The organism is Streptomyces sp. NPDC058691, assembly GCF_042714775.1.
GTDB lineage: Bacteria > Actinomycetota > Actinomycetes > Streptomycetales > Streptomycetaceae > Actinacidiphila.
The window spans coordinates 24,728-42,201 of the sequence record NZ_JBHXSO010000033.1 but is presented as its reverse complement, the minus strand read 5'-3'; the positions used below and the strand labels follow the sequence as shown (position 1 = coordinate 42,201).

The 17,474-nt window shown below is 73.1% G+C and carries 15 protein-coding genes; 8 read left to right on the top strand and 7 right to left on the bottom strand.

The window, feature by feature from the left end; translation table 11 throughout:
- Nucleotides 1–53: 53 nt before the first annotated feature.
- The 5 genes from ACFWVC_RS23270 to ACFWVC_RS23250 form a co-directional block, all read right to left on the bottom strand.
- Nucleotides 54–1,010: a DMT family transporter gene (locus ACFWVC_RS23270; protein WP_384289169.1), complete on the bottom strand. Its 957-nt coding sequence runs from the start codon at nt 1,008–1,010 to the stop codon at nt 54–56.
- Between the two features lie 118 nt (nt 1,011–1,128).
- Nucleotides 1,129–2,346, bottom strand: coding sequence for a glucose-1-phosphate adenylyltransferase (gene glgC, locus ACFWVC_RS23265; protein ID WP_384289167.1), 1,218 nt, complete (start codon nt 2,344–2,346; stop codon nt 1,129–1,131).
- 53 nt (nt 2,347–2,399) lie between these two features.
- Nucleotides 2,400–3,566 carry a glycogen synthase gene (gene glgA / locus ACFWVC_RS23260; protein ID WP_384289165.1) on the bottom strand — a complete coding sequence of 389 codons (1,167 nt, stop codon included), beginning with the start codon at nt 3,564–3,566 and terminating at the stop codon, nt 2,400–2,402.
- Between the two features lie 169 nt (nt 3,567–3,735).
- Nucleotides 3,736–4,707: an ornithine cyclodeaminase family protein gene (locus ACFWVC_RS23255; protein WP_384289163.1), complete on the bottom strand. Its 972-nt coding sequence runs from the start codon at nt 4,705–4,707 to the stop codon at nt 3,736–3,738.
- Nucleotides 4,704–5,462 (bottom strand): IclR family transcriptional regulator, encoded by a 759-nt coding sequence (locus ACFWVC_RS23250; protein WP_384289160.1) that lies wholly within the window; start codon nt 5,460–5,462, stop codon nt 4,704–4,706. Before ACFWVC_RS23250 ends, ACFWVC_RS23255 begins: the two co-directional genes overlap by 4 nt.
- A gap of 129 nt (nt 5,463–5,591) precedes the next feature.
- Between ACFWVC_RS23250 and ACFWVC_RS23245 the strand changes: the two genes are divergently transcribed.
- Both ACFWVC_RS23245 and ACFWVC_RS23240 read left to right on the top strand, forming a co-directional pair.
- Nucleotides 5,592–6,905: an amidohydrolase family protein gene (locus tag ACFWVC_RS23245; protein ID WP_384289157.1), complete on the top strand. Its 1,314-nt coding sequence runs from the start codon at nt 5,592–5,594 to the stop codon at nt 6,903–6,905.
- Between the two features lie 39 nt (nt 6,906–6,944).
- Nucleotides 6,945–7,310, top strand: a complete 366-nt coding sequence (locus tag ACFWVC_RS23240; RefSeq protein WP_384289154.1) for a membrane dipeptidase — start codon at nt 6,945–6,947, stop codon at nt 7,308–7,310.
- 10 nt (nt 7,311–7,320) lie between these two features.
- Here ACFWVC_RS23240 and ACFWVC_RS23235 read toward each other — a convergent pair whose 3' ends face one another.
- The gene (locus ACFWVC_RS23235; protein WP_384289151.1) at nt 7,321–8,004 is read right to left on the bottom strand and encodes a 1,4-alpha-glucan branching protein; all 684 of its coding nucleotides are present in this window, start codon (nt 8,002–8,004) and stop codon (nt 7,321–7,323) included.
- A 376-nt stretch (nt 8,005–8,380) separates the two neighbouring features.
- Between ACFWVC_RS23235 and ACFWVC_RS23230 the strand changes: the two genes are divergently transcribed.
- From ACFWVC_RS23230 to ACFWVC_RS23205, 6 genes are all read left to right on the top strand, one after another.
- Nucleotides 8,381–8,851 carry an SPW repeat protein gene (locus ACFWVC_RS23230; protein WP_384289149.1) on the top strand — a complete coding sequence of 157 codons (471 nt, stop codon included), beginning with the start codon at nt 8,381–8,383 and terminating at the stop codon, nt 8,849–8,851.
- Between the two features lie 216 nt (nt 8,852–9,067).
- Complete coding sequence (locus ACFWVC_RS23225; RefSeq protein ID WP_384289147.1) at nt 9,068–13,141, top strand: HAMP domain-containing protein; 4,074 nt, start codon at nt 9,068–9,070, stop codon at nt 13,139–13,141.
- A 34-nt stretch (nt 13,142–13,175) separates the two neighbouring features.
- Nucleotides 13,176–15,575, top strand: coding sequence for a SpoIIE family protein phosphatase (locus ACFWVC_RS23220; protein WP_384289144.1), 2,400 nt, complete (start codon nt 13,176–13,178; stop codon nt 15,573–15,575).
- A gap of 136 nt (nt 15,576–15,711) precedes the next feature.
- Nucleotides 15,712–16,008: a hypothetical protein gene (locus ACFWVC_RS23215; protein ID WP_384289142.1), complete on the top strand. Its 297-nt coding sequence runs from the start codon at nt 15,712–15,714 to the stop codon at nt 16,006–16,008.
- Nucleotides 16,009–16,167: 159 nt separating this feature from the next.
- Nucleotides 16,168–16,665: a hypothetical protein gene (locus ACFWVC_RS23210; RefSeq protein ID WP_384289140.1), complete on the top strand. Its 498-nt coding sequence runs from the start codon at nt 16,168–16,170 to the stop codon at nt 16,663–16,665.
- A 48-nt stretch (nt 16,666–16,713) separates the two neighbouring features.
- Entirely contained in the window at nt 16,714–17,265 is a 552-nt protein-coding gene (locus ACFWVC_RS23205; protein WP_384289138.1) for a hypothetical protein, read from the top strand.
- On the opposite strand, the gene ACFWVC_RS23200 is transcribed toward ACFWVC_RS23205, so the two are convergent.
- Nucleotides 17,234–17,455, bottom strand: a complete 222-nt coding sequence (locus tag ACFWVC_RS23200) for a ferredoxin (RefSeq protein WP_384289136.1) — start codon at nt 17,453–17,455, stop codon at nt 17,234–17,236. The two genes, ACFWVC_RS23205 and ACFWVC_RS23200, sit on opposite strands and share 32 nt — an antisense overlap.
- Between the last annotated feature and the right edge of the window lie 19 nt (nt 17,456–17,474).

Genomic DNA, 17,474 nt, shown 5'->3' with positions numbered 1-17,474 from the left:
TATGGACGTCTGTCCCATTTTCATGCACGGTGACCCGGACGTCCTGTCGGCCGTCAGGGGGCCCCGGCGTCCTTCGCGTCCACCCCGCCCTTCCCGCCCTTCCCGTCCTTGCCGCTCTTGCCGCTCTTGCTGTCCTTGCCGTCCTTCGGGCCGACCAGCGTGTGGATGAGCGGGACGCGGACGAGGACCAGTGCGCCGCACACCACCAGGAGCGCGCCGAGCAGCATCGGCACGGTGTACCAGCCGCCCCGCAGCCGCTCCTCGAAGACGGTGACGCCCAGCGCGAGGCTCACCGTCGCGTCTCCGAGGGTGAGCGCGGGCTGTGAGGCGACCAGGGGACCCGACTGCATGGCGTTCTCCAGAAGGAAGACCGCGGCGACGCCGACGAGCGCGAAGCCGTACGTCTGCCAGGCGGTGAAGAACGCCGTGGGGCCGTCGTCGTTCCACGCCTGGGTGGCGTCCTTCAGCAGCCCCGCCGTCAGCGCGTAGCAGATGGCCGCGCCCATTCCGAAGCACATGGCGCGGACCCGACCTTCCGGGCGGCGGACGGCGACCGCGATGAGGAGGAAGACGGCGGCGCCGCAGGCCGGCAGGGCCGCCGCCCACAGGGCCGCATGCGGCCGGTTCACCCCGCCGCTGGGCGACGCCGCCCACAGTCCCAATCCCAGCCCCACGACCATGCAGCCGACGGCGGCCCATCCGCGCGGCGGCAGCCGCCGGTGCAGCACGATTCCGGCGAGGAACAGCGCGAAGGGCAGCTCCAGGACGAAGAGCGGCTGGACGAGCGACAACTCGCCGTTGAGCAGGGCCAGGGCCTGGAAGGCGGCCGCGGCGATCACCGCGCCGAAGCCGGCGAGCCACACGGGCTTGCGCAGCAGTTCCCCGATCAGTGCGAGCCGCAGCCCCGCCGCGAGCGGCACCGTACGGGCGGCGTAGCGCTGCAGAACGGTGGCCAGCGCGTTGCTGAGAGCCGCGAGGAGGGCGAACAGCACGGCAAGGATGGTCTGCACTCGGGGATCTCCTTTGCCTCACCTCCCACGTCGATCCCAAACTAATCGGTGACTTCCGTCCGGCACGCGCGCGACGCGTCGGCCGCAGCACGCGGATCGGAACACCTTCCGAGCAGGGTCAGAGGACGCGCTGCCCCTTGCCGAGGGCGATGACGCCACCCGCCGAGGCGTGGTACAGCTCGCGGTCCCGCTCGGGATTGACGCCGATGGTGGCACCCGGCGGCACGGTGATGTTCTTGTCGAGGATGGCCCGGCGGACCACCGCCCCGCGGCCTATGCGGACGTTGTCGTGGAGCACCGACCCCTGGACGACGGCGCCCTCCTCCACCACGACGCCCGGCGACAGGACGGACTGGGTGACCTGGCCGGAGATGATGCAGCCCGGGCTGACCATGGACTCGCTCGCGATGCCCCCGGCGACGAACTTGGCGGGCGGCAGCCGCAGTGAGTGCGTGTACAGCGGCCACTGGTTGTTGTAGAGGTTGAAGACCGGGTTGATCGAGATCAGGTCCAGGTGGGACTCGTAGTAGGCGTCCAGGGTGCCGACGTCCCGCCAGTAGCCGTGGTCGCGGGCGGTCTCGCCGGGGACGTGGTTGTCGTCGAAGTCGTAGACCTGCACCTGGCCCTTGTCCGTGAGCAGGGGGATGATGCTGCCGCCCATGTCGTGGACCGAGTCGTCGTCCTCGGCGTCCTGGTGGAGGGCGTCCAGCAGGACCTTCGTGGTGAAGATGTAGTTGCCCATGGAGGCGTAGACGTGGTCGGGATCGCCCGGCAGACCGGGCGGGTCGGCCGGCTTCTCCAGGAACGACTCGACGCGGATGCCGCCCGCGGCCGGGGTGATGATGCCGAAGGACGACGCCTGGTCGCGCGGGACGCGTATCCCGGCGACCGTGGCGCCGGCGCCGTTCTCGATGTGCTGGCGCAGCATCTGGCGGGGGTCCATCCGGTACACGTGGTCGGCGCCGAAGACGACGATGTAGTCCGGCTGCTCGTCGTACACGAGGTTCAGCGACTGGAAGATGGCGTCCGCGCTGCCGAGGAACCACCGCGGTCCCAGGCGCTGCTGCGCCGGGACCGGGGTGACGTAGTTGCCCAGCAGATTGGACATCCGCCAGGTGGTGGTGATGTGCCGGTCCAGGGAGTGCGACTTGTACTGCGTCAGCACGCAGATGCGCATGATGTCGCCGTTGACGAGATTGGACAGGACGAAGTCCACCAGCCGGTAGGCGCCGCCGAAGGGCACCGCCGGTTTGGCGCGGTCGGCGGTGAGCGGCATGAGCCGCTTCCCCTCCCCGCCCGCGAGAACGATTCCGAGCACTGAAGGTCCGCCGCGCATCGCTGCCCCCTACCCCTGGTCCGTCGCTGTTCTCGGGTCCTTCGCGCGCCCGCTCACCCGAGGGCCCGCTCGTACACGTCCACGGTGCGGCGGGCCACCGCGTCCCAGCCGAACTCGGCCACCGCGCGCTCCCGGCCCGCCGCACCCATCCGGGCGGCCGTGGCGGAGTCGCCCACGACGGCGTTGACGGCGGCCGCCAGGCCCTCCTCGAAGGCGGCCGGGTCCTTCTCCTCGTACGGCACGAGTACCCCGGTGACGCCGTCCCGCACCACCTCGGGGATGCCGCCGACGGCCGAGGCGACGACCGCGGTGCCGCAGGCCATCGCCTCCAGGTTCACGATGCCCAGCGGCTCGTACACCGAAGGGCACACGAACACCGCCGCGTGGGTGAGGAGTTGCACCACCTCCGGGCGCGGCAGCATGCCCGGGATCCAGATCACGCCGCTGCGCGTCTCGCGCAGTTGCTCCACCAGCTCGCGGAACTCCGCGTCGATGGCGGGCGTGTCGGGAGCCCCGGCGGCCATCACCAACTGGATGTCCGGGTCCAGGCGGCGGGCGGCGCGCAGCAGATGGGGAACGCCCTTCTGCCGGGTGATGCGCCCGACGAACAGGGCGTACGGACGGCCGGGGTCGATGCCCTGTGCGTGCAGGACGGACTCGTCCGGGTCCGGCCGGTACAGCCGCGTGTCGATGCCGTTGTGCACGACGTGCACGCGGGACGGGTCCAGCGCCGGGTAGGACTCCAGGATGTCCGTACGCATGCCGTGCGAGACGGCGACGACGGCGTCGGCCGCCTCGATCGCGGTGCGCTCGGCCCAGCCGGACAGGGCGTAGCCGCCGCCGAGTTGCTCGGCCTTCCAGGGGCGCAGGGGCTCGAGCGAGTGGGCGGTCATCACGTGCGGGATGCCGTGCAGGAGCTTGCCGAGGTGGCCGCCGAGGTTGGCGTACCAGGTGTGCGAGTGGACCAGGTCGCGGCCGGTCAGCGCGGCGGCCATCGACAGGTCGACCGACAGGCTCCGCAGCGCCTCGTTGGACCCGGCGAGGCCGCCGTCCGCGGCGTGCCGGAACACCCCGGCCGGGTCGTCCGCCTCCGCACCGGCCCAGCAGTGGACCTGAAGGTCCGTCAGGGCCCGTAGCTCACGGGCGAGGAACTCGACATGGACGCCGGCACCGCCGTAGACGTCCGGCGGGTATTCACGAGTGAGCAGGGCCACCTTCACGGGCGCCTCCCGATTGCGTCGCCGTGTCGGGACATCCATGCCCCGCGGAACGTAGTTCGATCCGCATTGTGCGCCGCCGTCGTCGATCTGTGGAGGGGGCCGCACGTGCTTCAACCGCCGCACGGGCCCGCGTCGTCGGCGGAAACCGTGCCGGACCGCGGGCCGCGGATCACAGGTCCACGATCGTGCCCCATCCCGCGGAGCGCGCGACGGCGTGGGCCACGTGGGCCGCCGCGACGTCGAGGGCGGCGTGGCCGGTGGACTTGAAGACGGTCAGTCCGGCGCCGTCGCCGCGGCCGGGGTGGTCGCCGGACAGGACGGACCCGAGCAGGGCCACGGGCCGGCCGGGGGAGAGTCGCTGCAGTTCGTGCGCGCCGGCCGGGGGAGCGGAGACGGCGGCGCCGGGCCACTCGGCGAAGAGCGTCGCGTCCCGCACCGTGTCGGCGTCCAGCTCCGGGCCGTGGGAGCCGCCCACGGAGCTGACGTGCGTGCCGGGCGCGAGCCACGCGCGGCGTACCACCGGGCTGGTCGCGCCGGTGCAGCAGAAGACGACGTCGGCCCGGCGGACGGCGGCCTCGATGCCGTCCCCGACGTGGGCGGCGGGGTGCAGGGCGGCGGCCTCCCGGGCCCGCAGCGGGTCGCGCCCGGCCACCACGACCTCGGCGTCCGGCCGCAGTTCGGCCAGCAGTGCGATCTGGGCGCGGGCCTGCGCGCCGGTGCCGACGACGGTGAACCGCCGGGCGCCGGGCCGGGCCAGCGCCCACGCGCTGTGCGTGGCGGCCGCGGCGGTGCGTACGGCGGTGAGCGATTCCGCGTCCATCAGCGCCAGGGGCCGTCCGTCGTGCTCGTCGAACAGGGCCACCATGCCGCGGTGGGAGCTGCGTCCCGGCCGGGCGGGGTCGCCCGTCACCGTGACGAGCTTCGCCGCGAGGCCGAGCCCGGGGACCCAGCCGGGCATGGCGCCCAGCAGCCCGGCCGGGGTGTGTGCGGCGATCCGCGGCGGCGCGGACACCTCACCACGCCCGATGGCGATCAGCGCCGCTTCGACGGCCTCCATCACACGGCGCGTGTCGAGCGCGGCGCGGGTCCGCGCGCGGTCCAGGACCAGGACTCCGTCGTTCGTGGCGCTCGTGCCGCTCATGGCGTGCCCTCTCGTGGTGCGGTCAGGATGCGCCCCAGTTCCTCGGCGGCGTCGCGCAGTTGCCCGCACAGCCGGTCCGGTCCCGCGGCCTCGAACTCCGCGTCAGGGCCGACGAGGGTCAGCGCGCAGACGGGCGCGCCGGGCGTCGGCACCACCACCCGGCTGATCGAGGCGACGAGTTTGTCGGTGCGGCCCCGTTCGACGGCGAAGCCCGTCCGCTCGATCCGCGCGATGTCGGCCAGCAGCCCGTCCTCCCCGTCGAGGGGATGCCCGTCGGCCTCGGCGGGACGCAAGTACGCGGCGCGGGCCGCCGGTTCGAGGGCGGCGACCAGAGCCAGGGGCCCGGCGAAGCGGTGCGCCGGCAGCAGTTCGTCCCTCAGGTGGCTGATCATGGCGAGCCGGTCGGGGCGGACGACGTCGACCACGCGCGCGCGGTCGGTCTCCAGTACCTGGAGGTTGGCCATCATGCCCGTACGGCCGGACAGGTCCCGCAGCACGGGACGGGCCAGCGCGGTCAGGGAGTTGCCCGCGGCGGCCGAGGACATCCGCAGCACGGCGGTCCCGGGCAGGTAGCGGTCCCCGGCCCGCAGGACCCAGCCGCGGCGCACCAGGTCCAGCAGGATCCGGTAGGCGGTCGCCCGGTGCAGGCCCACTTCGCCGGCCAGGTCCGTGAGACGCGCAGGATGCGGCGCCCGGGCGACGGCCTCGACCAGGTCGAGCGCCTTGTCGACCGCCGAGCGGGGGGTGTCGGACATACGCGGCCACTCCTCCGGGGTTCCCGCGGCGCTGACGCGCGATGGGGGTACAGTACCGGCTGTTTCCCATCACGATACAGCTGTTGCATCCACCGTAACACGATAGAGCGGAGGAGAGGTGGAACGGTCATGACCGACGAGCCCCCGGGCGCCCCCACACCCCATGCCCCACCGCCCCCGGGCACGGTCGCGGTGTACCGCGGCGCGACCCTCTTCGACGGCGCCGGCAGTCCTCCCCGGCCCGGGACGACGATCGTCACCGACGGCGGCACCATCCGGGCCGTGGGCCGTGACGCGGCGATGACCGGCGGCCTCCCCGCCGACGCGGAGGTGTTCGACCTCGACGGGCGCTTCGTGATCCCCGGTCTCATCGACACCCACCAGCACCTGGCCACCCCGCCGGACCGCGCCGTCGCCGAGGCGGCACTGCGCCGGCAGGTCTACGGCGGAGTCACCGCGGTCCGGGACATGGCCGACGACCTGCGTCAGGTGGGCGACCTGGCCAGGGCCACCCTGGTCGGCGAGATCCCCGGCCCGGACATCCGCTACGCCGCCCTGATGGCGGGCCCCGGGTTCTTCGACGACCCGCGCACCCACCAGGTCTCCCGGGGCGCGGTGCCCGGTGAGGTGCCATGGATGCAGGCGATCACCTCGCGCACCGACCTGCGGCTGGCCGTGGCCGTGGCGCGCGGCACCCACGCCGCCGCGATCAAGATCTACGCCGATCTGGACGAGACCCTGGTCGCCGCCGTCACCGCCGAGGCCCATCGCCAGAACCTCGCCGTCTGGGCCCACGCCACGGTCTTCCCGGCCACGCCCGGCCAGGTCGTCGCGGCCGGCGTGGACAGCGTCTCCCACGTCACCCTGCTCGCCCATGAGGGCGCCGCCGCGGGAACGCTGACCAGCTACAAGGACAAACCGCCCGTCGACCGCGCCCGGTTCGCCGCGGGCGACGACCCGCGACTGGCCGAACTGTTCGCCCTGATGCGCCGGCGCGGGACCGTGCTGGACGCGACCGCCGGCATGTGGGCGAGCGCCGAACTGGCCGGTGACACCCCGGAGTCCGCCGAACGGGCCCGCGCCGACTCCGCGCTGGCCGCGGCCGTCACCGCGCAGGCCCACCGGGCCGGCGTGGCCATCTCGACCGGCACCGACTACGAGACGCCCGCGGCGGACCCGTTCCCCGCCCTCCACGAGGAACTGGCCTTCCTCGTACGGCACTGCGGCATCCCGCCCGAGGACGTGCTGCGTTCGGCGACGCTGACCGGCGCACGGGCCGCCGGCACCGAGGCGACCATGGGCAGCGTCGAGGCGGGGAAACTGGCCTGCTTCGCGGTCCTGGAGGAGGATCCGCTGCGCGACATCGGCAATCTGCGCAGCGTCACCCTGACCGTCAAGCGTGGCCACCGCTTCGACCGCGCCGAGTTCGAGGAAGGCCGATGACCGAATCTCCGTCCTTTAGGGCGGAGAGGATGTCAATTCATGCCTTTCCTCAGTCCGTCGGGACACGCCCGCGCCGCCGACGTCGTCGAGCACATCGACCACGCCGTCAACGTCTGCGGTGAGGACCACGTCGGTATCGGCACCGACGGCACGATCACCGCGATCGACGACCTCGACGCCTACCGCGCCGTACTCGCAGAGCACGTCGGCCGGCGGCGCGAGGCCGGCGTCGGCGCCGCGGGGGAGCGCGCCGACACCTACCCCTTCGCGGTCGACCTGCGCGGAGTCGACCAGTTCCGGGAACTGATCCGGCTCCTGGAACGCCGCGGCTACCGCTCGGAGCGGATCGAGAAGATCCTCGGCCGCAATTTCCTGGACTACGCGGCCCGCGTCTGGGCGCCGTGACGGGCCGCCGTCAGGCGGTGGGCTCCCCGCCGTGGAGGGTGGCGAGGACGGCCCGGACCTCGCTGCCGTCAGGCTGCTGCCAACGGCCGTCGACGTGTCCGAGTACGCCGCCCTCCGCCGCGGCGTGCGTGCCCGGCCGCAGCGCGCGCACCACCCGCAGGACCAGCCGCCCGTCCGGGCCGCCGTCCAGGACAACGTCGGTGGTGCCGGCCGGGCCGTCCACCACGGTGCCGGAGCCGAAGGCGGGGGCCTGCGCGGGCCCGGTCCAGGAGCGGCCGACCGTGGGATCGGGGGTGTCGCTCACGCTTTGCGCCTGTGCCCGCGCCTCACCACGGACGAAGGCCGTCAACTGGGCCACGAGCACCGGGTCGTGGGCACCGTCGTACACCCAGCGCTTCCCCAGCACGCCGTGCTCGGTCGTGCCGATCAGGGCGTGCTCGGCCCCGGTCAGCGGGGCCGCCCGGTAGGCGAGGGGCACGTGGTACGCCACCGCAGTCTCACCGCTGCCGTCGGTCACCACCATGAACTCCAGGCCGACCTCGCCCTGGGGATCGTCCAGACGGAAGCCACCGGCCTTGGCCGGCTCCGGCTGCCGGCCCGAGCCGGCGCCCGCGTACCAGGGCTGCCCGGGGAGCCACTGGGTGAGCAGTTCCAGCTTGGTGGGCGACAGCGTGGTGCGGTGGATCAAGGACATTGCTGTGGAGCCTTCCCCTCGGCGAGCCTGCCCGCCCATCGTGCCATCCGTGCCCTCCGTGCCGCGGGCCCGGGAGGGAAGGTGGGTTCAGCCCCTGGTGAGGGCCTTGTGGACCGCTGCGACGAATGCGGCGAAGGCGGCCCGTCGGCCCAGGACGCGGCGCCCGCGTCGCAGATCCCGGATGCGCGGGGCGACGCCCCTGACCCCGCGAATCCGGTGACTGTCCGTGGTCTCGGAGGAGCCTTTCGTGATCGTTGGCCTTAACTTGACCCGACGCCGCCGTGCCCACGCCAATCCATGTCGATTCGGACGACTCAATTGCCCCAACAGGGGTATTGGATGGTCGAAAAGCCCGAAATGAGCGGAGATGGTTTCGATGGCCTACACGCGACCGAGCATCGAGGAGCACCCGGACCTTCTTGAGCTCCGCGCCGAGTACGAGCGGACGACGGCGACCAACCGGGGGCAGGCGATCGAGGCCATGGGCCTTGTCACAGGCACCTACCTGGCCGCGTCTCCATGGATCGTCGGCTTCAACGGCCTGTCGACGATAGCGGTCGCCAATCTGATCGCCGGCGTCGCGTACGCCATGCTGATGGGCGGCGTGGGCCGGGCGTTCGAGCGCACGCACTCCATGGCGTGGGCCGCGGCGATCATCGGTCTGTGGACGATCATCTCGCCGTGGTGCATCGCGGGAGGCGTCGCCACGACCCGCACGATCATCAACAATGTGATCGTCGGCGTGATCATGCTGGCACTCGCGCTGGCGGCGGCCACGATGCGCCCCGGCGTGAGCCGCATGCGACGCGAGATGCCCGACCACCCCACGCCGGGCCGCCGCGTCTGAGCGACGCCCCGCCGGAAGCCCCCCGGTGGGTCCACGCGCGGACCGCCGGACGGGACGGGAACGGCGGAGGGCGGCACCGCCTGCCGGTGCCGCCCTCCGCCACGGCCTCGGCACTGACGTAGCACTCACGCCTCCCCGGCGGTCTACTGGGAAGTGGCCCTGCCGATCGTCCGCCCCGCAGCGACCGGGCGGGGGTGGCGACCACATGAGCCGCTCATGTGCCACACGCACCCAGTAGGCGACGGGAACGAGGCCGGCATGTCGGTGGAGGAGCCGGAACTGCGGCAACTGCTCGCGGGTCTGACCGCGGTGCGCGACGGCGACTTCGGAACGCGCCTGCCCGGTGGCGGTGACGGTCTGCTGGCGGAGATCGCCACGGTGTTCAACGGCATGGTCGACCAGCTGTCGCTGTTCACCTCCGAGGTGACCCGGGTGGCCCGGGAGGTCGGCACCGAGGGCACGCTGGGCGGCCAGGCGGACGTGCCCGCCGTGTCGGGGACGTGGGCGGACCTGACGGACTCCGTCAACGCGATGGCGGGCAATCTGACCGCCCAGGTGCGGAACATCGCGCAGGTCACCACCGCGGTCGCCAGGGGCGACCTGTCCCAGAAGATCGACGTGGACGCGCGGGGCGAGATCCTGGAGCTGAAGGAGACCGTCAATACGATGGTCGACCAGCTCTCCTCGTTCGCGGACGAGGTGACGCGGGTGGCCAGGGAGGTCGGGACCGAGGGGAACCTCGGTGGCCAGGCCGACGTGCAGGGCGTCTCCGGCACCTGGCGGGACCTGACGGACTCCGTGAACTCCATGGCGGGCAATCTGACCGCCCAGGTGCGCAACATCGCGCAGGTGGCCACGGCGGTCGCCGGGGGCGACCTGTCGCAGAAGATCAGGGTGGACGCGCGGGGCGAGATCCTGGAGCTGAAGGAGACCGTCAACACGATGGTCGACCAGCTGTCGGCCTTCGCGGACGAGGTGACGCGGGTGGCCCGGGACGTCGGCACCGAGGGGAACCTCGGCGGCCAGGCCACCGTGCGCGGCGTGTCCGGCACGTGGAAGGACCTCACCGACAACGTCAACGTGATGGCGTCCAACCTCACCGGCCAGGTCCGCTCCATCGCCCAGGTGGCCACCGCGGTGGCCCGCGGCGACCTGTCGCAGAAGATCACGGTCGAGGCGAAGGGCGAGGTGGCCGCCCTGGCCGGGGTCATCAACACCATGGTCGACACGCTCTCCGCGTTCGCCGGCGAGGTGACCCGGGTTGCCCGCGAGGTCGGGACCGAGGGACGGCTCGGCGGTCAGGCCCGGGTGCCCAACGTGGCCGGGACCTGGAAGGACCTGACCGACAACGTCAACTCCATGGCGAACAACCTGACCGGTCAGGTGCGGAACATCGCCCAGGTCACCACCGCGGTCGCCAGGGGAGACCTGTCGCGGAAGATCGACGTGGACGCGCGGGGCGAGATCCTGGAGCTGAAGACCACCATCAACACCATGGTCGACCAGCTCTCCGCCTTCGCCGCCGAGGTCACCCGGGTCGCCCGCGAGGTCGGCAGCGAAGGGCGGCTCGGCGGACAGGCCGAGGTGGAAGGCGTGTCCGGCACCTGGAAGCGCCTCACGGAGAACGTCAACGAACTCGCGGGCAATCTGACCCGGCAGGTGCGGGCGATCGCCGAGGTCGCCAGCGCGGTCGCCGAGGGGGACCTCACCCGCTCGATCACCGTGGACGCCTCCGGGGAGGTCGCCGAACTCAAGGACAACATCAACGCCATGGTCGGCTCCCTGCGCGAGAGCACCCGCGCCAACCGCGAGCAGGACTGGCTGAAGTCGAACCTGGCGCGCATCTCCGGACTGCTCCAGGGCCACCGGGAGCTGGACGTGGTGGCGGAACTCGTCATGGACGAGCTGACGCCCCTCGTCGACGCCCAGTACGGCGCCTTCTACCTCGCCGAGGAGACCGCCGACGCCACCGTCCTGCGGCTGGTCGGCTCCTACGGACGGCCGGCCGGGCCCGGCGCGGGGGAGCGCTTCGGGCTGGGCGAGTCCCTGGTCGGCCAGGTCGCGCGCAGCCGCCGCACGATCGCCGTCGACGAGGTGCCCGCGGGCTACGTCATCTCCTCCGGACTGGGGGCGGCGGCCCCCACCGGCCTCGTCGTGCTGCCGGTCGTGGCCGAGGACCAGGTGCTCGGCGTGATCGAACTGGCCTCCTTCTCGGGCTTCACGCCCGTGCACCTCGACTTCCTGGAGCAGCTGAGGGAGACCATCGGCGTCAACGTCAGCACCATCCTGGCCAACGCCCGCACCGACGAACTGCTGGAGGAGTCCCAGCGCCTGGCCGGGGAACTGCGCGCCCGCTCCGAGGAACTGCAGGTGCAGCAGGACGAGTTGCAGCGCTCCAACGCCGAGCTGGAGGAGAAGGCCACACTGCTGGCCGCCCAGAACCGCGACATCGAGATCAAGAACCTGGAGATCGAGCAGGCCCGCCAGGAACTGGAGACCCGTGCCCGCGAGCTGGACCTCGCCTCGACGTACAAGTCCGAGTTCCTGGCAAACATGAGCCACGAACTGCGCACGCCGCTCAACAGCCTCCTCGTCCTGGCCCAGTTGCTGGCGCAGAACGCGACCCGCAATCTGACGCCCAAGCAGGTCGAGTACGCGGGCATCATCCACTCGGCCGGCTCGGATCTGCTGCAGCTGATCAACGACATCCTCGACCTGTCCAAGATCGAGGCCGGGAAGATGGACGTCAACGTCGAACGGATCCCGCTGCGGCGCATCGTGGAGTACATCGAGGCGACGTTCCGGCCGATGACCACAGAGAAGGGGCTCGCGTTCGACGTCGTGGCCGGGCCCGGGGTACCGGGCGAACTCCGCACCGACGAGGCCCGGCTGCGGCAGGTGCTGCGCAACCTGCTCTCCAACGCGGTGAAGTTCACCGAGGAGGGACAGGTGCAGCTGCGCGTCGAGCCGGCGGCGGCCGGCGAACCGCCCCCCGTCGTCGACGCGGAGGACGGGGCGATCGCGTTCCGCGTCACGGACACCGGGATCGGCATCGCCGACCGGCAACTGGAGACGATCTTCGGCGCGTTCCAGCAGGCCGACGGCACCACCAGCCGCAAGTACGGCGGCACCGGCCTCGGCCTGTCCATCAGCCGCGAGATCGCCACCCTGCTGGGCGGCGCCGTCACGGCCCGCAGCACGCTCGGCAGCGGCAGCACCTTCACCCTCTATCTGCCCGTCGCGCGTACACCCCGCGCCGCACCAGGGCAGCCGCCGTCGGCGGAGCCGGAACCGGCCCTCGGCCGCGCCGCGGCCATGGAGCCCTGCTGCGACGACGGCGCGACCGCCGACGCCAACACCGGCGCGGTCACCGGCGCGGTCACGGACGACAGGGCGCCCCGGCCGGAACGCCTGCTGCTGGTGGTCGAACCGCGTCCCCGCGGGCTGCTCTCGCTGGTCGCCGAGAGCGCGCTCGCCGAGCTGGTGACCGGCCCCGGCACGCCGCCGCCGGAGGAGGCCGTCGCCATCGTCACCGCCGTGGGCGCCCCGGAGGCGGCCGCCGTGCTCGCCGCCGAACCCACCGGGCTCGTCGAGTGTGTCGTGCTCGACCTCGGCCTGCCGGACGAGGCCTCCCGCATCGTCCGGGAGATGCGGCAGCACGAGGTGCTGGCGTCCGTTCCCGTCCTGGCCTACCGCGGCGGCTCAGGCGACACCGCGGCGGACCCGGTCCTGCGGGCCCAGGCCGGCGCGCGGCGGGTGGAACTGCTCACCGGCCTCGACGAACTGCGCGAGCGCATCGCCGCGCACCTGTCCGCCCGGCGGTCCGCGGACGTACCGCTCGCGCCCCGGCCGCGGGAGGCGACGCGGCAGGAGGCGCCGCAACAGACCGAGTCCGACGAGCCCGCCCCGCCGTCCCTGGCCGGCCGGACGGTCCTGGTGGTGGACGACGACGCCCGCAACATGTTCGCCATCACCGGCATTCTGGAACTGCAGGGCATCCGCGTGCTGCGCGCGGACAACGGCCGCAGCGGCATCGAGACACTCCTCGCCCACCCCGAGGTCGGCCTCGTCCTGATGGACGTGATGATGCCGGAGATGGACGGCTACACGGCGACCGCCGAGATCCGCGGCATGCCCGAGTACGCCGGGCTGCCCATCATCGCCGTCACCGCCAAGGCGATGCCGGGCGACCGCGAGAAGAACCTGGCCGCGGGGGCGAGCGACTACGTCACCAAGCCCTTCGACGCCGACGACCTGATCGCCCGGGTGCGCTACTGGATGGCCCCATGACGCGGCCCGCACCGTCCGAGGGACCGCCGGCGCCGTGACCGCCCCCGACGCCCCGGAGCCCGTCCGGCCGGAGGCGGCGCCGTCCGCGGCCGTCGTGGAGCGGCTCGCCGCCACCGTGGAACGTCTGCGGCGCGAGTTGCAGGAGGCGCAGGCCGTGGCGGACGGCCGGGCCCTGGTCGAACTGGCCAAAGGGGTGCTCGTGGCGCGGCTGGGCTGCGGCCCCGCCGAGGCGGCCCGCCAGCTGACGCGACTCGCCGACGCGGCGGGCGTCTCGCGGCTGGAACTGGCGGCGGACGTGGTCAACGACGCGGCGCACGACCGCATCGCCGAGGCGGTTGGCGACGTGGCGGTTGGCGACGTGGCGGTCGGCGACGTGGCGGCGCGCGGACCCGCGGCGGGACAGGCGGGCGCCGGCGGCTCCCCGCCCGGAGTGCGCCTGCGCACGGCGGAGAGCGGCGCCCTGGCCGCCACGGACACCCAGACCGTCGCGGCATCGCTGCTGGAGCACGCCCTGGCCCCGCTGGGCGCCTGCGCGGTGGCGATCTGGGCGGCCGGACCCGACGCCTCCCTCACGCTGGCCGGCCATGCCGGATTCACCGAGGCGGAGGCACAGCGCTGGCGGTACGTGCCGCCCGCCGTGGCGACCGTCGCCCACCGCGCCATGGACGAGCGCCGGGCGTGCTCGTTCCCCGTTTCCCCCGTACCGGAAGCGGTTCCCTCGATCCGGCCGGAGGGCGGCGCCGGCGGCCGCATCGCGGTGCCGGCGGGCGCGGGCGGCCGCGTGGATGTCGTCCTGGAGATCTGCTGGCCGGACGCGCCGCCCCCGCTCTCCCCTGCGCTCCTGCGGCAGATCGGCGCCCTGGCCGACCTGTCCGCCCACACCCTGGTCGCGGTCCCCGCCGCACAGGGCCCGCTGCCCGTCGACGAACTGATCGACATCTGCGACGCGGTCCCCGCTCCCGCACTGGTGCTCACGCCGCTCACCGGCGCCGACGGCAGCGTGACCGACTTCCGCATCCGCCACACCAACGAGCACTTCGTGGATCCTGCCGGCCGCCCGCGTGGCGCCGTCAGCGGGGCCACCCTGCTGGAGGCCTACCCCTCGGCCGCGGCGGACGGCAACCCCTTCGACAAGGCCGTGCACGTCCACGCCACCGGCGAACCCTTCCGCGCCCGGCACGTGGCCTTCAGCTCGCTCGTCGAGCACGTGCCGCTGACCGTCGTCGCCGAGGTGGGCCTCAGCCGGCACGGTCCGCACCTGCTGCTGATCTGGCGTGTCGAGGACGAGACGGCCCGGCCGGCCGGCCTCCTGCAGCCCGCCCAGCGGCTCGGGGGGCTCGGGGGTTTCGAGGAGAACGTCCGCACCGGCGAGATCACCTGGAACAGCGAGCTGTTCACCCTGTACGGCAGGAACGAGCACTCCGCGCCGGTGCCGCTGGAGGACCTGCGTCTGCACGCCCACGCCGACGACGCCGCGGCGATCGGCCGGTTCCTGCGTACCGTCTCGCGCCGCCACCGGCCCGCCTCCGTCGCGTTCCGGCTGCGGCGCCCCGACGGCGTCACCCGGCACATCCGCGTCTTCGCCGAACCGGTGCTGGACGCCGACGGCCGGCTGCTCGCCGTACACGGGGCCTACCAGGACGTCTCCTCCCAGCACTGGACGGAGGTGGCGCTCGCCGCGACCCAGGACCGGCTCGCGCACTCCGAGGAGCAGGCCGCCGAACGCGACCGGCTGGCCCTGCAGTTGCAGCACGCCATCATGCCTCCCACGCGCGGACCGCTGGACGCCCCCGGCCTGGAGGTGGCCGTGCGGTACCGCCCCGCGGAGACGGAGTCCCTGGTCGGCGGGGACTGGTACGACGCGGTCGTGCTGCCCTCGGACCATGTCCTGCTGTGCGTCGGCGACGTCGCGGGGCACGGGATCGAGGCCGCGACGAGCATGGTCGTCCTGCGCAACGCCCTGCGCGGGCTCGCCGTCACCGGCGCGGGCCCCGGGCAACTGCTCTCCTGGCTCAACGTCGTGGCGTACCACCTGACCGACCGGATCACGGCCACCGTCGTCTGCGGCCTGTACATCCCCGCGACGCGCACGCTGCGCTGGGCGCGGGCCGGCCACCTGCCCCCGGCCCTGCTGCGGGGGGATGAGGCGAGCACCCTGTCGCCGGGGCGGGGCATGCTGATCGGCGCGGTTCCCGCGACCGGGTACGAGGAGCAGGAGGTCCGCCTGCGACCGGGGGACACGCTGCTGATGTACACCGACGGCCTGATCGAGCGCCGCGACAGTTCGGTGACCGACTCGGTGGCCCATCTGCTGGCGACCGCCCGCGGCGCCGACCCGTCGTCCTCCCTGGAGCAGCGCCTCGACCGGCTCCTCGCCGACAGCCGGTCCGACACCGACGACGACGCCTGCGTCATCGGCATCCGCGTGATCTGACGCGCCGTCCGGGCGGGTGGGCCGACGAGGAGGCCGTGTCGGACATAACGACATGAACAGGGGCGGGTTAGTGTCACCGCCGGATCGCGGTCCGCCGCCCGGCCGGCGGACGAGAGAGAGGAACCAGGAGTCCACCATGGCAAGCCCGCACCACCCCCACGACAGCCACGAGCACGTCCACGGCGAGAACTGCGGCCACGCCGCCTTCCGGCACGGCGACCACACCGACTACGCCCATGACGGACACGTCCACCGCTCCCACGAGGGCCACGTCGACGAGTGCGACACGACCGCCCACGTCACCCACGGGGAGCACTCCCACCAGCACGGCGACGGCTGCGGCCATGTCGCCGTACGGCACGGCGACCACACCGACTACGTCCACGACGGGCACCGCCACGCGGCGCACGAGGGGCACTGGGACGACCACTGACGGCTGCCCGTACAAGGTCTGACGGGTCATCGGCATTCGGCGGCGCCGGAGGTGCCTGCACAGGGTGTATGAATGACGGCGCCGCCCGAGCCGGGCGGCCCGTCACGAAGAGGACACGCGACACCCGTGCACAGACGTCTCCGACCGGGCGCCACCGCTGTGGCAGCCCTCATCCTGGCCGCCCTGCTGGGCGCGTGCGCCGGCACCCCGTCGGGGTCCGGCGCCTCCGGCTCCACCGATCCGATGGTCGCCCAGGGCGGCTCCGGCGGCTCCGCCGACGCGCAACAGGCCCCGGACGACACCGTCGCCGGCGTGCTCGACACCTACCGCCACGACCCCCGCAAGACGGTCCCCGCCACGCGGGCCCGCATGGTCGACGCGTGCACCGACCGCACACGCCGGGTGCGGCACACGTCCTCCAGCCACTCCGGCAAGCGCACGACCACCCGCAGCTGGTACACCACCGAGCACTACCGGGACTGCCACAAGGTCCGTCGCGGCACGGAGACTTACCACCGGGTCATCCGCACCGAGCGCTGGTGCGTACGCCTCGACGACGTCTGGTACCGGGTGGACGCCGCCACCTACGACACCGCCACGAACACCGACAAGGGCGACCGGCTCACCATCACCCCGCTCGGCACCGGGTGTTCGTGACGGGGTGACCGCGTGACGGGGCCGCCGGCCCGCCGTTAGCCTGCCCGGATGCCCCGCCCGCTGCTCTTTCTCGACATCGACGGACCGCTCATCCCCTTCGGCTCCCCGGCCGGCCACCCGGCGTTCCCCGCGGTTCTCGCGTCCCCGGGGGAGGCCGCGAACCCGCTGCTGGACCGGATCGATCCCGCGCTCGGTCCGAAGCTGGCCGCGCTGCCCTGCGAGCTGGTGTGGGCGACGTCCTGGACGGCCGAGGACGCCAACGCGTCCGTGGCACCCCGCCTCGGACTGCCGGCCCTCCCGGCGGTGACCTGGCCGGAACCGTGCGCCGCCGACGACGCGCGCGACGAGCGGGCGGGCCTGCACTGGAAGACACGGACGCTGGTGGCCCATGCCGCCGGACGGCCCTTCGCCTGGGCAGACGACGAGATCACCGGCGCCGACCGGGACTGGGTCGCCGCCCAGGGCGTACGAGCCCTGCTGCACCGCGTCGACCCACGGCAGGGCCTGACGGAACGGGACTTCGCCGTGCTGGCCGCGTGGCTGCCCGGCTCGCGCGGGGGCGGCGACCCTACTCCTCGGGCGCCACGACCTCGCCGGTGACGGCGTCCCGGATCATGATCGCCTCGACCGGGCAGGACTCGGCGGCGTCGATGAGGACGTTCGCCGGTTCGGTCTGCGGGTGCAGGGGGTGCGAGACCCCGTCCCGGAGTCGGAAGTGCTCGGGGGCGATGCCGGCGCAGGCGCCGGTGCCCATGCAGGTGTGTTCGTCGACGTTGATCTGCCAGGTCATGATCGGGTCCTCGGTCGGT

Excerpts from the sequence above, each read along its gene's own strand:
- ACFWVC_RS23250 (WP_384289160.1), bottom strand. The coding sequence starts at position 5,462 with ATGTCCGACACCCCCCGCTCGGCGGTCGACAAGGCGCTCGACCTGGTC.
- ACFWVC_RS23230 (WP_384289149.1), top strand. The coding sequence starts at position 8,381 with ATGGCCTACACGCGACCGAGCATCGAGGAGCACCCGGACCTTCTTGAG.
- ACFWVC_RS23235 (WP_384289151.1), bottom strand. The coding sequence starts at position 8,004 with ATGTCCTTGATCCACCGCACCACGCTGTCGCCCACCAAGCTGGAACTG.
- ACFWVC_RS23200 (WP_384289136.1), bottom strand. The coding sequence starts at position 17,455 with ATGACCTGGCAGATCAACGTCGACGAACACACCTGCATGGGCACCGGC.
- ACFWVC_RS23215 (WP_384289142.1), top strand. The coding sequence starts at position 15,712 with ATGGCAAGCCCGCACCACCCCCACGACAGCCACGAGCACGTCCACGGC.
- ACFWVC_RS23245 (WP_384289157.1), top strand. The coding sequence starts at position 5,592 with ATGACCGACGAGCCCCCGGGCGCCCCCACACCCCATGCCCCACCGCCC.
- ACFWVC_RS23225 (WP_384289147.1), top strand. The coding sequence starts at position 9,068 with ATGTGCCACACGCACCCAGTAGGCGACGGGAACGAGGCCGGCATGTCG.
- ACFWVC_RS23255 (WP_384289163.1), bottom strand. The coding sequence starts at position 4,707 with ATGAGCGGCACGAGCGCCACGAACGACGGAGTCCTGGTCCTGGACCGC.
- ACFWVC_RS23240 (WP_384289154.1), top strand. The coding sequence starts at position 6,945 with ATGCCTTTCCTCAGTCCGTCGGGACACGCCCGCGCCGCCGACGTCGTC.
- glgC (WP_384289167.1), bottom strand. The coding sequence starts at position 2,346 with ATGCGCGGCGGACCTTCAGTGCTCGGAATCGTTCTCGCGGGCGGGGAG.
- ACFWVC_RS23205 (WP_384289138.1), top strand. The coding sequence starts at position 16,714 with ATGCCCCGCCCGCTGCTCTTTCTCGACATCGACGGACCGCTCATCCCC.